Annotated in this window: 15 protein-coding genes and 1 tRNA gene; 9 read left to right on the top strand and 7 right to left on the bottom strand. The window is 62.9% G+C overall.

Annotated features, from left to right (window positions below; genetic code table 11):
• The first annotated feature begins 80 nt into the window (after window positions 1–80).
• Window positions 81–503, top strand: coding sequence for a DUF3551 domain-containing protein (locus JQ621_RS19340; protein WP_212236248.1), 423 nt, complete (start codon window positions 81–83; stop codon window positions 501–503).
• Window positions 504–516: 13 nt separating this feature from the next.
• Here the strand turns inward: JQ621_RS19340 and JQ621_RS19335 are convergent, their stop codons facing one another.
• The 3 genes from JQ621_RS19335 to JQ621_RS19325 all read right to left on the bottom strand — a co-directional run bounded on the left by JQ621_RS19335 (window position 517) and on the right by JQ621_RS19325 (window position 1,719).
• The gene (locus tag JQ621_RS19335; protein WP_212236247.1) at window positions 517–1,110 is read right to left on the bottom strand and encodes a hypothetical protein; all 594 of its coding nucleotides are present in this window, start codon (window positions 1,108–1,110) and stop codon (window positions 517–519) included.
• Window positions 1,111–1,242: 132 nt separating this feature from the next.
• Window positions 1,243–1,317 (bottom strand) — tRNA-Glu (locus JQ621_RS19330).
• Between the two features lie 57 nt (window positions 1,318–1,374).
• Entirely contained in the window at window positions 1,375–1,719 is a 345-nt protein-coding gene (locus tag JQ621_RS19325; protein WP_212236246.1) for a hypothetical protein, read from the bottom strand.
• Between JQ621_RS19325 and JQ621_RS19320 the strand changes: the two genes are divergently transcribed.
• The 3 genes from JQ621_RS19320 to JQ621_RS19310 all read left to right on the top strand — a co-directional run bounded on the left by JQ621_RS19320 (window position 1,718) and on the right by JQ621_RS19310 (window position 4,357).
• Window positions 1,718–2,725 (top strand): RluA family pseudouridine synthase, encoded by a 1,008-nt coding sequence (locus JQ621_RS19320; RefSeq protein WP_212236245.1) that lies wholly within the window; start codon window positions 1,718–1,720, stop codon window positions 2,723–2,725. The two genes, JQ621_RS19325 and JQ621_RS19320, sit on opposite strands and share 2 nt — an antisense overlap.
• A 219-nt stretch (window positions 2,726–2,944) precedes the next feature.
• A complete protein-coding gene (gene rpoH, locus JQ621_RS19315; RefSeq protein ID WP_212236333.1) occupies window positions 2,945–3,844 on the top strand; it encodes an RNA polymerase sigma factor RpoH in 900 nt (299 codons plus the stop codon).
• A 171-nt stretch (window positions 3,845–4,015) separates the two neighbouring features.
• A complete protein-coding gene (locus JQ621_RS19310; RefSeq protein WP_212236244.1) occupies window positions 4,016–4,357 on the top strand; it encodes a hypothetical protein in 342 nt (113 codons plus the stop codon).
• A 54-nt stretch (window positions 4,358–4,411) separates the two neighbouring features.
• Here JQ621_RS19310 and JQ621_RS19305 read toward each other — a convergent pair whose 3' ends face one another.
• The 3 genes from JQ621_RS19305 to JQ621_RS19295 all read right to left on the bottom strand — a co-directional run bounded on the left by JQ621_RS19305 (window position 4,412) and on the right by JQ621_RS19295 (window position 7,475).
• Window positions 4,412–5,032, bottom strand: a complete 621-nt coding sequence (locus JQ621_RS19305) for a peptidoglycan recognition protein family protein (protein WP_212236243.1) — start codon at window positions 5,030–5,032, stop codon at window positions 4,412–4,414.
• A gap of 37 nt (window positions 5,033–5,069) precedes the next feature.
• A complete protein-coding gene (locus JQ621_RS19300) occupies window positions 5,070–6,272 on the bottom strand; it encodes a GGDEF domain-containing protein (RefSeq protein WP_212236242.1) in 1,203 nt (400 codons plus the stop codon).
• A 591-nt stretch (window positions 6,273–6,863) separates the two neighbouring features.
• Window positions 6,864–7,475, bottom strand: a complete 612-nt coding sequence (locus JQ621_RS19295) for a LysE family translocator (RefSeq protein ID WP_212236241.1) — start codon at window positions 7,473–7,475, stop codon at window positions 6,864–6,866.
• Between the two features lie 142 nt (window positions 7,476–7,617).
• Between JQ621_RS19295 and JQ621_RS19290 the strand changes: the two genes are divergently transcribed.
• The gene (locus JQ621_RS19290; protein WP_212236240.1) at window positions 7,618–8,460 is read left to right on the top strand and encodes an SDR family NAD(P)-dependent oxidoreductase; all 843 of its coding nucleotides are present in this window, start codon (window positions 7,618–7,620) and stop codon (window positions 8,458–8,460) included.
• Between the two features lie 197 nt (window positions 8,461–8,657).
• Here JQ621_RS19290 and JQ621_RS19285 read toward each other — a convergent pair whose 3' ends face one another.
• Window positions 8,658–9,464: a lytic murein transglycosylase gene (locus JQ621_RS19285; RefSeq protein ID WP_212236239.1), complete on the bottom strand. Its 807-nt coding sequence runs from the start codon at window positions 9,462–9,464 to the stop codon at window positions 8,658–8,660.
• 394 nt (window positions 9,465–9,858) lie between these two features.
• On the opposite strand from JQ621_RS19285, the gene JQ621_RS19280 reads away from it, so the two are divergent.
• The 4 genes from JQ621_RS19280 to JQ621_RS19265 all read left to right on the top strand — a co-directional run bounded on the left by JQ621_RS19280 (window position 9,859) and on the right by JQ621_RS19265 (window position 12,091).
• Window positions 9,859–10,383: a hypothetical protein gene (locus JQ621_RS19280; RefSeq protein ID WP_212236238.1), complete on the top strand. Its 525-nt coding sequence runs from the start codon at window positions 9,859–9,861 to the stop codon at window positions 10,381–10,383.
• Between the two features lie 95 nt (window positions 10,384–10,478).
• Entirely contained in the window at window positions 10,479–10,829 is a 351-nt protein-coding gene (locus tag JQ621_RS19275; protein WP_312015425.1) for a hypothetical protein, read from the top strand.
• Window positions 10,830–10,924: 95 nt separating this feature from the next.
• Complete coding sequence (locus JQ621_RS19270; RefSeq protein ID WP_212236237.1) at window positions 10,925–11,392, top strand: hypothetical protein; 468 nt, start codon at window positions 10,925–10,927, stop codon at window positions 11,390–11,392.
• A gap of 468 nt (window positions 11,393–11,860) precedes the next feature.
• Window positions 11,861–12,091, top strand: a complete 231-nt coding sequence (locus JQ621_RS19265; RefSeq protein ID WP_212236236.1) for an RNA-binding protein — start codon at window positions 11,861–11,863, stop codon at window positions 12,089–12,091.
• Window positions 12,092–12,126: the final 35 nt, after the last annotated feature.

Below are 12,126 nucleotides of genomic sequence, written 5' to 3'. Positions count from 1 at the left end.
TGGCACTTCAACATTGATTTGGATCAATACGGCCTGCGGCCCGGGTGCGCCGCTGTTGCAACAGCCTGGAGACCATTCCAATGCGTACGTGGCTCTCGACGGTTTTGACCATGGCGATCGCTCTGACAGCGCAGCATGCCCGGGCTCAAACCTACGATCCGGCGTTTCCCGTTTGCAGGTATGTCGTCGGATTGGGTCTCAGCCCTTACTACCGATGCAGCTACGCGACCATGGACCAATGCAGGGCATCGGCCAACGGTCAGATGTGCGTCGTCAACCCGTATTACGCTGGCGCCCAAGGGAACAATCGACGGCATCGTGGCTCGATCGGATCGAGTTCGTCCGCACGCTCCGAGACTGGATCGTACGCGCTGCCTCAGCGACCAAGACGCTCCCGGGTCACACCATATCATCAATCCGATGAACCGTATTACGGAGCGTCCCAGGGTTATGCGCCCGGCGAGAAGCAACGATTTCTCGAAGGCGTGAGACAAAGCCTTTAATCGCGATCCGCACTCACTTTTCGAGCGCTTCCTGCCGGTAGCGCTCCAGCAGGCCCTCCCCTTTCATCTCCCTCAGGACGGCAGCCAGGCGCGGCGCGAGGTCGGCGTGGGTCTTGTACAGAAATGGATAGAGCACGACTCGGTCGCCGATCGTCAGCAGCGGCCGAACCGAGGTGACGCCCTTGAATTCGGGAGAATAGAGCGCGCTCCGGAGCGCGGCATCGATCTCGCAAAAATAGTCGACACGGCCGCTCAGCAGCATGCGCACCCCGTCATGCTCGGTCGCGATGCTCGCAAGATAGCTTCGGCCGATCTCCTCGAGACGCGTCTCGATCACGCCAACCTCATGATCGTAGTCGAGGTAGAGTTGAAGCGCGGTCAGCGTCAGCGTGACCAGCGAGCTGAACAGCAGCACGGCTGCCAGCAGGCGGAAACCGATCCCGCTGCGGAGCCTGTCGAATGCCTCCGCAGGGCGGAGGCCAAGCGAGGCAGATGCGAGTGGCGATCCGATCGCATGCAAATCGCCGTTCGCGGCGACAGGCTCAACGGCGTAGCGGCCATTGCGATCATTCTCGCCCTTGTCCACCACCCATTCCTTCCGAACCATGGACGGAAACCGCAGCGCAATCTGCGCTTCGGGACCTCGCTATGGCAAGTCAACGGCGAGCCGGGCGTGAAATCAATCAGTTCTCGTCGGGACACGCCCGACTGGGAATTCCACCGCACGATGTGGTGCAAATGGCGCTCCCTAGGGGAATCGAACCCCTGTTTCAGCCTTGAGAGGGCCGCGTCCTAACCGCTAGACGAAGGGAGCGTGTGGGCTAGCCAATAACCTCGAAATTTGTCCGCCGCAAGGACCCGAACCGGCCTTTTACGGCTCATTGGCAAATTTCAGCTTTCCGGCTGGTTTCAGCGTATGGGCATCGAAGGTGCGAATCTCGATGACTCCGCCGAGATCGAGGGTCACCACGACGCGGTCGGCGGCGACACCGGTGGAGACGATTTTGGCGCCCTTCGGCAGAGTTGCGATGACGTCGCCGGCGGGTTCAGCCGCCCTTCCCTCCGACTTGAAAAGGCGGTAGCCCACCGCGATCAGGACGGCGCAGACAGCCAGCGCCGTGGTCAACCCCGCGATCAGCATCATCCGCCGCACCCGCGCGAACAGCGCGGCCTGCTCGGGGGTCGGTTCGGGAACAGCGGTATCAGACGTCGTCATGGAAAGCTCAGGTTCAGCGCGAAGGTTGGAAGTCGTGGTCGAAGGCGACGAGGGCTCGGCCCGGCTCGACCGCGTGCTGGCGGCGCGCCTTCCGGACCTGTCGCGGTCAAGGTTGAAAGCCCTGATTCTGGCGGGCGCCGTGAGCCAGAGGGGCGCCGAGGTCCGCGACCCCGCTTATCACGTCACCTCGGGCGATACGATCATAATCGATGTACCGGAGGCGGCCCCGCCGGAGCCGAAAGGCGAGGATATCGCCCTCGATATCGTGTTCGAGGACGACGATATCATCGTCATCAACAAGCCGAAGGGCCTGGTCGTACACCCGGCGGCCGGACACGAGACCGGCACCTTGGTGAACGCGCTGATCGCCCATTGCGGGACCTCGCTGTCGGGAATCGGCGGGGTACGCCGGCCTGGCATCGTCCACCGGCTGGACAAGGACACGACCGGGCTGATGGTGATCGCCAAGAACGACCTCGCGCATGCCTCGCTCACCGCCCAGTTCGCCGACCACGGTCGGACGGGTGCGATGCGGCGCGGCTATATGGCCTTCGCCTGGGGGCTGCCGGGCCGGCACCGCGGCACCGTCGACGCGCCGATCGACCGCCACCCGCATGCCCGGGAGAAGATGGCGGTGCGCCAGGGCGGCCGCGAGGCGGTGACCCATTGGGAGCTGCTGGAGAGTTTTACCGGCCGCGACGGCAAGCCGGTCGCGGCACTGCTCGCCTGCGAACTCGAGACCGGACGCACCCACCAGATCCGGGTCCACCTCGCACATATCGGCCATCCTCTGATGGGCGATGCGGTCTATGGCCCCCACTTCAAGACCAAGGCGAACCAGCTGGGCGCGGAATCGCAGGCAGCTCTAACGGCCCTTGGCCGGCAGGCCTTGCATGCCTATTTGCTGGTATTGGAGCACCCGAGGACCGGAGAACTTCTTCACTGGGAGGCTGGCTTGCCGGAGGATTTGCTTCTCCTTGAAAGCACTTTGAAAGCGGCGCTATGACGCAGGGGCTTTAAGAAAACCGTTACATTACAAAAAGTTATAGCTGCCACACGGGGACGTGACGTCAACAATCCTTCCCTTTTTGACCCCCGATGAGGTATATTGCGCCTGCGTTGGAAAAGACCAACGTGGAACATCGCAGCTACGGCCGGCTTTAACCAAGCGGTCGTCTGCCTGGCCCGCCGCTATCGGGGGCCTGAACCTTTGGAGGGGCTAACCATGGCCCGTACCGCTGCTCTGCCGGTCCTCAATGGAGAATCCGGCCTCTCTCGTTACCTCGCCGAAATTCGCAAGTTCCCGATGCTGGAACCCCAGCAGGAATATATGCTCGCCAAGCGTTGGCGTGAGCATGACGATCGCGACGCGGCGCACCAGCTCGTCACCAGCCATCTCCGGCTCGTAGCCAAGATCGCCATGGGCTATCGCGGCTACGGCCTGCCGATCTCCGAGGTCGTCTCGGAAGGCAATGTCGGCCTGATGCAGGCGGTGAAGCGTTTCGAACCCGAAAAGGGCTTCCGTCTCGCCACCTACGCGATGTGGTGGATCAAGGCGTCGATTCAAGAGTACATCCTGCGTTCCTGGTCGCTCGTGAAGATGGGCACCACCGCGAACCAGAAGAAGCTGTTCTTCAACCTGCGCAAGGCGAAGAGCAAGATCAACGCGCTGGACGAGGGCGATCTCCGTCCCGACCAGGTGAAGGTCATTGCCAAGCGCCTCGGCGTCACCGATCAGGACGTGATTGACATGAACCGCCGCCTTGGTGGCGACGCGTCGCTCAATGCTCCGATCCGCGACGACGGCGAGGCCGGCGAATGGCAGGACTGGCTGGTCGATAATACGCCCAACCAAGAAGCCATGATGGCGGAGCACGAGGAATATGATCACCGCCGTGACGCCCTGAATGGCGCCATGGGCGTGCTCAACCCGCGCGAACGCCGCATCTTCGAGGCCCGTCGCCTCGCCGATGAGCCGATGACACTGGAAGACCTTGCCGCCGAGTTCGGCGTGTCGCGCGAGCGCGTCCGCCAGATCGAGGTGCGCGCCTTCGAAAAGGTGCAGTCCGCGGTCAAGGGCACGATCGCAAGGGCCGAACAGGCCGCGCTGGAAGCCGCGCACTGAGCGAAGCTTCCGCGGCCGACGAATTGGCGGATCGAGACAAGACGAAAAGCCGGCGGAAACGCCGGCTTTTTTGTTGTGCCCGAGCCGCAGCATGTTTGCCGCTGCACGTCGCCTTGAACGCCTGTGACGGGTCGACCGACCAAAGATGATCGGGCAACCAGAGAACGCACCGTGTCGATCATCCTGCAATCCACCGTCGGCGGCTTCTCCGCCCAGTTCTTGCGCAAGCTGCCGCTGGTCGAGCAGGCCATGCGCGACCACGGTCTCGATCCATCCGAGTTCGTGATCTCCAAGGACAACGCCTCGACCGCGACGGTGCCGTTCGTCGGGCCGTTCTTCTATAGCTACAGCGTGTTCTTCGGCGACGAGACATTCACCGTCACCGAGCCGAACGACATGGTGTTCCTGGACTACTTCTTCAAACGCGTGCTGGCCGCCGACGGACCACCGGAGCTGCCGCGGCGGCCGGGGTTGATCCGGCGATTCTTCGGCTGGATGGCTCAGCCGGTTTGAGGCCGCTCTCGTCATTCCGGGGTGCGCCCCTTGGCGCGAGCTCGGAATGAGAGACTACTCGCCCCAGGTGCGCGCCAGCGTTGCGAGCCAGCAGCCTTCGCAATAGCGGGCGTCCTTGAAGTCGATCCAGTTGTGGGCATAGACGTGATCGAGCGGAATGCCGTAGCGCGCGCGCAGGACCTGGACCAGGATCTTCCAGGCCGCGACCTGCGCTTCGGTCGGACCGATCGTGACATCGGGATAGTTGCCGGCGAACTCGACGCCGATCGAATTGTCGCGCACGACCTGATGATAGGTCGTGCTGTTGTCGATGTATTTGTTGTCGTTGCGATTGGCGCCGTCGGTGTGTGTCGGTACCAGATTGTCCGCGACCGACCAATAGACCGTGCCGTCGGTCTCCACCCAGACCATCACGCCGCGGCGGGTTGGATTTTTGGATTGCTCCTGCGCGCCGCCACGCGCCGAGCCCGCCGGCCCTTCGGTCTGGTGCACGATGATGTTGCGCCAGGCATGGGCATCGGCGACATCGCCCCAAGGGGCCAGCCAGATGATCTTCAGGCCGGGAATGTCCGGCGTGCCGGTGCTGCGCGCGAGCTTTAAGAGCTCGGCATCCATTGCGGCGGCGGGAGCGATCAGGAGTGCGGCGAGAACCGACGCAACGAGGCGAAACAGCATGATAGGGATCCAACAATGGATCCCAGCCTAGCAGGGTTTACGCGAATTTGCGTGCAGCTTCGACCGGCTCGGGCGAGAGCGGTGGGGCCTGATCGTAGATTGCAAAATCGTTCTTGCCGTTCTTCTTGGCGGCGTAAAGCGCATGGTCGGCGTGGGCCATCAGCGTGTCCGGGAATTGGCCGATGCTGCGATCCCATTCCGCGACGCCGATCGAGATCGAAATCGGGATATCCTTGCCGGAACAAGCGGCGGCATCCTGGCGGCAGACATCGAGGATGCGGCGGGCGATCAGCGCACCCTCGCGCAACGAGGAGGACGGCAGCACCACGCAGAACTCGTCGCCGCCGGTGCGGGCCAGCATGTCGCCCGGACGCAAGCGCGTTTGCGCCATGAGCGTGAAGTGCCGGAGGCAGGCATCGCCCGCAGCATGGCCATGAGTGTCGTTGATGGTCTTGAAGCCGTCGAGGTCGATCACCAGCAGCGAGAACGGCTCGCCGCTGCGTTCCGAACGGGCGCATTCCTCCGTCAGCCGCTGCAACAGATGGCGGCGGTTGGCGACGCCGGTAAGATCGTCGAGCAGCGCGAGATCGGCGACCTCGTTGCGCAGCCGGTCCATCGCCATCAAGAGAAAACCGAAGTTGAGCGTCATCGACAGGAACATGAGCCCCAGCACCATGACCGCGTGGGACTGGCTGCCGGCGATCGGCGAGAGATCGCCGCCGAGCAGGTTGCCCACCGTACGCGCCGCCAAGATCGCGATGATGGTGATGATGACGATGCCGGACAGCCGCGCGCCGGGGCTGACGCGGCCTTCCGGCGGCGACAGCAGGAGATGCATCGACAGCGCCAGCGGCACGGCCTGACCGATCGTGTAGCAGAGCATGCGCAGCGGGATGGAGTCGAAGACGACCTTGAAGAACACGACGCCGCTGAGGCTCAAGACCCCCGTCGCGACCATGACGCGCCAGGACACCGGCCGATCGTAGAAGCGCTGGATGCCCATTGCGGCGAAGCAGCACGCCGCGATGATGCCGGCGCCGCCGATCAGAAGCGGCAAAGGTGACTCGACGAACAGGCGGATCAGGGCGGCCACCGCACCCGTAGCGCCGACGAAGGCCGATGCCATCCAGAACCGCGCGGCCGCGAATTTCGGATAGGAGCGCGTCACATAGGCCCAGATCAGGCCCAGCGCCAGGAAGTTGACGACGAAGACCGTCCAAAGCGTCGGTACGTTCAGCATGACGCAAGCGATACGCGCAGCGTTCCGCCCCCTGTCTCCAGCAGAAGTTCGTCCATGACCCGTCCCCGTGTTCTTGCGGCCGATCATGCGCGGGTTGCGCTTAACGGAACCTGACTGCAACAGTCGAAAGCGTGCCCTTGGTTTTGGATTCATAAACGGCGCGTCCTGGTTATCGGATCGTTAGGCACGTCGCCTGTGCCGATGCGCGGTCGTCTCGCCGCGCATCGCGATGCGGATTCGCTGGCCGAAATCACCTGAAATCGCATCTGAGCTGTGGATAACGTAATGACACAGATGTGACAGCGCGGGGCATGGACGCGCGAATCTGCTGAGTTTGTCATCGAGGATGTTGCGAGGCTGGCCCTCCGCCGAGCGATCCTCGTGTCGCGTTTCACCATTAACCCTTAAGAGGATCCTATGGCTAAGAAAGCGAAGAAGGCGAAGAAGGCGACGAAGAAAAAGGCCAAGAAGGCCGCCAAGAAGAAGTAACGCGGCTTCTCTTGATTTCGCCCGGGTGGAGCCTCGCTCCGCCCGGGCTCCGGTCAAGGTTGAGATTGAAAGCAGCGGGCGCGAGGCCCGCTTTTTTATTGGCTACCGCTCGGAGAAGGCGAGCCTGGCGCCCAGCAGGGCGAAGCCCGCCGCAAAGGAGCGGCGCAGCCAGGCCATCACGCCGGGGCGGGAGATGACGCGCGCGCGTACGGAGGCGGCGCAGAAGCCGTAGATGACGAACACCACGAAGGTCATGGCCATGAAAGTGCCGCTCAATTCCAGCATCCGTGCGAGAACATGCGCCTCATCCACCGCGATGAACTGCGGCAGGAAGGCGAGGAAGAAGATCGAGAGCTTCGGGTTGAGGATGTTGATCAAAAAGCCGGTGACGATGACCCGGCCGCTCGAGCGCTCCGTGATCGCGCCGTCGACCGCGAGCGCGCCGGTCTGACGCAGCGCCTGCCAGGACATGTAGAGCAGATAGGCGACGCCGCACCATTTCAGCGCGGCAAAGGCCAGCGCGCTGGTGTGCAGCACGGCGGCGAGGCCAAGCATCGCTGCGACCATGTGCGGCACGATCCCGAGCGTGCAGCCGAAGGCGGCCGCCACGCTGGCGCGCGAGCCGCGCGTGAGCGCGGCGGCCAGGGTGTAGAGAACGCCGGTGCCGGGCGAGGCGACGACGATGAGCGAGGTGAGCAGGAAGGACCAGGACATGATCAGTCCCTACCATCCCCGGCGCCTGCCGAGAAGTCACGACCCGGTCAGGACAGGCGGATGCGCCGGGGGGCGATAGGGTTCGGTCACACACTGAAAACATGTACATTGGAGCTCTCATCGGGATCGAGGGGAGCCACGCATGACGACAATTCGCGGCGCTGCCGCCATTACCGGAGCGGCGAGCGGCATCGGCCGCGCGCTCGCCATCGAGCTTGCGCAACGCGGCTGCGACCTCGCACTCGCCGACCGCGACGAGGCCGGGCTGAAGAGCCTGGCGGCGGAGCTTGGCCAAGGAAACGATAACGCGCGCAAGGTCAGCGTGCACCGCGTCGATGTCGGCGAGCCCGGCGACATCGCGGAGTTCGCGGCTGCGGCGATCGCGGCGCATCCCGCGCTCGGCATCGTCATCAACAATGCCGGCGTGGCGCTGATGGGGACGTTCGAGGAGATCGACCAGGCGCAGATGGACTGGCTGTTCGACATCAATTTCTGGGGCGTGGTGCACGGCACGCGCGCCTTCCTGCCGCACCTGAGGACGAGGAGCGAGGCGCACATCGTCAACATCTCCTCGATCTTCGGCATCATCGCGCCGCCGGGACAATCGGCCTATGCGGCGGCCAAGTTCGCGGTGCGCGGCTTCTCCGAGAGCGTGCGGCACGAGCTGGCGGTGGCGGGCAGTCCGGTCAGGCTGTCGGTGGTGCATCCCGGCGGCGTCGCCACCTCGATCGCCCGCTCGTCGCGCACCGGCGTCGGCGTCACCGACAATGCGCGCCGCGCGCAGATGATCGACCGGTTCGAGACCGCGGCGCGGACGAGCCCGAAGGACGCGGCGCTGCGCATCATCAGGGGCATCGAACGGAACGAGCCGCGCATCCTGATCGGCAACGACGCAAGGTTCATGGACATCCTCCAGCGCTTCCGCCCGGGGACGTATTGGGCGTCGTTGCAAAGGCGGCTGGAGAAGATGGCGAAAGGGAAGTAGCTGGGACGTCCACTGTCGTCCTGGCGAAAGCCAGGACCCATAGCCACCGAATCTAATTTGGCGAAAGCAGGCCGTTGCTCAGCGAAAGCCTGTGACTGTCGATCGTCGCAAAACTCCTCCCTGGGGTAATGGGTCCTGGCCTTCGCCAGGACGACGGCGGAGTGTTTGGCGCGAATGCCCCGCCTCTCGAGCCCCCCTCACTGCCCCACCAGCCGGTCGGCAAAATAGCCGATCGTCTTGCGGTAGATCACCGCCCGGTTCCACTCGCGCATCGCGTCGAAATTGGCCGAGCCCTCGTCATAGGGCTGGCCCATCTTGAAGCCGTTCGAGTGCAGCAGGTTCGCGGTCGAGGCGAGCACGTCGGCGACGCTGTGGCGCAGGTCGACATGGCCGTCGCCGTCGAAATCGACGCCGTATTTGATGTAGGACGACGGCAGGAACTGGGTCTGGCCGATCTCGCCGGCATAGGCGCCGATCAGGTCGCGCAAGGGCAGGTCGCCGCGCTGGACGATCTTGAGCGCGGCGAGCAGCTCGCCCTGGAACAGCTCGGTGCGGCGGCAATCATGCGCCAGCGTCGCCAGCGTGCGGATCACCGGCAGCTTGCCCATGTCGCCCTTGCCGAAATCGCTCTCCAGGCCCCAGATCGCGACCAGGATCTGCCTGGGCACGCCGTACTGCTGCTCGATGCGCGAGAGCAGCGCGGCATGGCGTTGCAGCAGCGCGCGTCCGCCATTGATGCGGCCGGCGCCGACGCGGGTCGAGACATACTGCTCGAAGCTCTTGTTGAAGGTGTAGCGCTGGCGCCGGTCGAAGGCGAGAACGGAGCCGTCTTCCGTGATGCCGCCGAACGCCGCGCTGGTCACGGCCGCCGAGACGCCGGCGGCCTGCGCTTCCGCCGTCATGCCGGCAACGAAGCTGTTGAAGTCGCCGCCGCAACGCGCGGCCTGCGCCGGCCCGGCGGCCAGACAAGCAATGAAGGCGGTGGCGAGAAGCGGTCTCAGCATACAATGTCCTCTTTGAATCGCTGCGGAGGATCATGCCCGGGAACGGGATTCGGGTCAAAGCGGACACAGCACCGAGTCATCCCCGGTGGGCGCAACCGGGAATGGCGGAACAGGACCAAAAAAACAACCCCATGCACAGTAGCTACCCATCGGCAATCATTCCATTTCTCCGAATCGTTATACTTTTTTTCCGAATCCGCTTGCTCCGTCGGGCAAAACAGCGGTATTGTGTCAGCATCGCAGCCTTCGGACCTGGGCACCCGCCCGCGCAGCGGCCGTGAAAGGGAACAGCGTCACAGCCGCATCACGGCAGCGGGTTTGATCCGCATCAACGTGCCTCATGGCCTCGTTCATAGACTGGGACGAAAGGAACGCCTTTGCAGGAGACCGAGCCATGACCGGAATTACCCTGACTGCCGATCAGATCCGCAACGCGCCCGGGCCTGTGCGGCAATGGATCGAGCAGGAGGTGATCCGTTCGCTCGGCCTCGTGCCGCAGACGCCTGTCGCCGCACCTACTGAAACCGTCCATCTCGTGGCCTGCAGCAAGGATGACGTGGCCGGCGTGCTCGCGCACATCCGCGGCGCGTTCCCGGCGGTCAACGTTCTGTTCGAATTCGGCCGGCCCGGCATCAACTACGGCCAGCCCGCGGTGATGACGTTCCGCCTCATGGATATCCTGCACCACACGCGGCTTCAGGACATCGAACAGGTCATGACGTGCCTCGAGATGATCAACGAGGCGCTGACTGTCGTCAGGAGCGATCCATCCGCGCGGTTCTGCGGTTTCGACAATGAAGGCCACTGCCTGATCGCCCCGCAGACACAGGCCAGCATCGCGGCGCTCTGGGAGGACATGACGGCGCGTCAGCAGATGGGGCAGACCAGGGCGGACGACCGGATCGCACCGGCGGCGTGAAGCCGACGGAGACCGGCGAACGATACATTTTTGAGCATGATCTTTTCGGAAGACCGCTTCACACTCTTCCGGATCATGCTGTTGCGGAGATCCAAGTGCCGAGCACCAGACCGCGAGACAGGCTGCCCTTCATCGGCCTCCAGCGGAGTCCGCTTCTGCGCCTGCTTGCCATCAACCTTGCGATCGGTGCCTTCGCCGCGACGCTGCTGGTCGGCGGATTGCTCTGGCTCAATCCCGGCCATCTGCGCGAGCTGATCTTCGCCGATCGCTCGCCCGGTGTTGGCCTCGGTTTGCTGCTTGCCTCGTTCATCGTCACCTTCGGCTCCACCGCGATGGGCAGCGCGATCATGGCGCAGGGCCGCAAGGAGAGGGATGGCGGGGACAGCGGCGGCCGCAGGTCGCGCCTGGCCGCGCAGCGCGTGCCGCGGCAGCAGCGGCCTGTGTGAGCTGGGTGGTGTCTCAGTTTGAAATTTAGGGAACAGTTGGGCTTCCGATTTCGCCCGCCTTATGGTTGCATTGGCAACGAGGGTAAGGGGGCGTCGTGGGATTACGTATCAAAGCGGCCCTATTTGGGATCGTTCAATGGACGGCCGAGGCGACCATTGGCCTTATCCCTTTGGGGCTATATCTAATCGTTAATAAATACTCTTCGCTACCAACATTGGGATTATGTACGCAAGCGACCTACAATGTATATCTCAAGCTCTATAATGGCTGTTCTCCTCTTGGAGAAAGTGCTTCGGCTGAGGTTTGTATTCTTTCGATAGTTATTTCCGGGCTTGCCATTCTTTCAGTGGTCCCATTTGGCCGTAAACAACGCGAATTCACGCTTTGGACTGGAATATTGGTCCTATTTGCTTTGATCGCCCTCATACTTGGGGCTCTATTCTACGCCTTGTTTACAGCTCATCTTGATAAAGAAGCGGACACAATTACTTACGGTGTCCTCGTAATGGCCTTGTTAAGTTCACTATGCTTATCAATTGAAGGTGCTATCCTAGAAGCGTAGGAACAATTCGCGGCCTGCGCGCATAAGCCTCGTTGGAGCCACGCCATGCACACCACAAGCGGACTAGATTGGGCTGTTGTACTCCTCGTTGCCGCTACCCTTTTTGTTGGTGTGGCCGCGATCATAAACGCTGTGCGTGTCAACAAGCTGAAGCATGGCGAAGTTGCCCGCTCGACCGGAAAGCATAGCCACGCCGTCGGCTAAACTTGCGAAGCTTACCGCTAAGCATTAGCTTGCCATCCATGACAACTAGCACCTACGAAGCCCTTGTCTGCGAGTGCGGATATCAGGGGCGCTTGAAGTGTCGCGAAAATGATGCCCCTTTCAGCAAGCCCTGGGAGGAATACAGCCTCACAGGGTTTGAGGGCGGAACAGCGACGTTTGCGCCGTATTGCACCGATGTGAAGGCGCTGCTTCCAACCCTTAAACCCAAATGCCCGCAGTGCGGCCACATCGGGAGGGTGGACTATGCCAAGAGGCCCTAAAGGGGAGCAGCGTCCCGCCGACGCCATCGGCAACGCCATCATGATCGCCAAGATCGCCACCGGTGAAATTGAGGACATCACCACGGAGGACGGCAAGAACGCCGCAGCCGTGGCGCTAGGACGCATGGGCGGTAAAGCGCGGGCTGAAGGGTTATCTGCCCGAAAGCGCAAAGAGATCGCCAAAAAGGCCGCTGCAACGCGCTGGGGGAAATAATTTCAGCCCAACCCCTTGCCATGTTGATTTTCTAG

Origin of the sequence: Bradyrhizobium manausense (genome assembly GCF_018129685.1) — a bacterium.
Taxonomy (GTDB): Bacteria; Pseudomonadota; Alphaproteobacteria; order Rhizobiales; family Xanthobacteraceae; genus Bradyrhizobium; species Bradyrhizobium manausense_D.
The sequence above is the reverse complement of the archived record's forward strand: the minus strand, read 5'-3'. Positions and strand labels throughout refer to the sequence as shown.

Excerpts from the sequence above, each read along its gene's own strand:
- JQ621_RS19340 (WP_212236248.1), top strand. The coding sequence starts at position 81 with ATGCGTACGTGGCTCTCGACGGTTTTGACCATGGCGATCGCTCTGACA.
- JQ621_RS19335 (WP_212236247.1), bottom strand. The coding sequence starts at position 1,110 with ATGGTTCGGAAGGAATGGGTGGTGGACAAGGGCGAGAATGATCGCAAT.
- JQ621_RS19320 (WP_212236245.1), top strand. The coding sequence starts at position 1,718 with ATGGAAAGCTCAGGTTCAGCGCGAAGGTTGGAAGTCGTGGTCGAAGGC.
- JQ621_RS19325 (WP_212236246.1), bottom strand. The coding sequence starts at position 1,719 with ATGACGACGTCTGATACCGCTGTTCCCGAACCGACCCCCGAGCAGGCC.
- rpoH (WP_212236333.1), top strand. The coding sequence starts at position 2,945 with ATGGCCCGTACCGCTGCTCTGCCGGTCCTCAATGGAGAATCCGGCCTC.
- JQ621_RS19305 (WP_212236243.1), bottom strand. The coding sequence starts at position 5,032 with ATGCTGTTTCGCCTCGTTGCGTCGGTTCTCGCCGCACTCCTGATCGCT.
- JQ621_RS19300 (WP_212236242.1), bottom strand. The coding sequence starts at position 6,272 with ATGCTGAACGTACCGACGCTTTGGACGGTCTTCGTCGTCAACTTCCTG.
- JQ621_RS19295 (WP_212236241.1), bottom strand. The coding sequence starts at position 7,475 with ATGTCCTGGTCCTTCCTGCTCACCTCGCTCATCGTCGTCGCCTCGCCC.
- JQ621_RS19290 (WP_212236240.1), top strand. The coding sequence starts at position 7,618 with ATGACGACAATTCGCGGCGCTGCCGCCATTACCGGAGCGGCGAGCGGC.
- JQ621_RS19285 (WP_212236239.1), bottom strand. The coding sequence starts at position 9,464 with ATGCTGAGACCGCTTCTCGCCACCGCCTTCATTGCTTGTCTGGCCGCC.
- JQ621_RS19280 (WP_212236238.1), top strand. The coding sequence starts at position 9,859 with ATGACCGGAATTACCCTGACTGCCGATCAGATCCGCAACGCGCCCGGG.
- JQ621_RS19265 (WP_212236236.1), top strand. The coding sequence starts at position 11,861 with ATGCCAAGAGGCCCTAAAGGGGAGCAGCGTCCCGCCGACGCCATCGGC.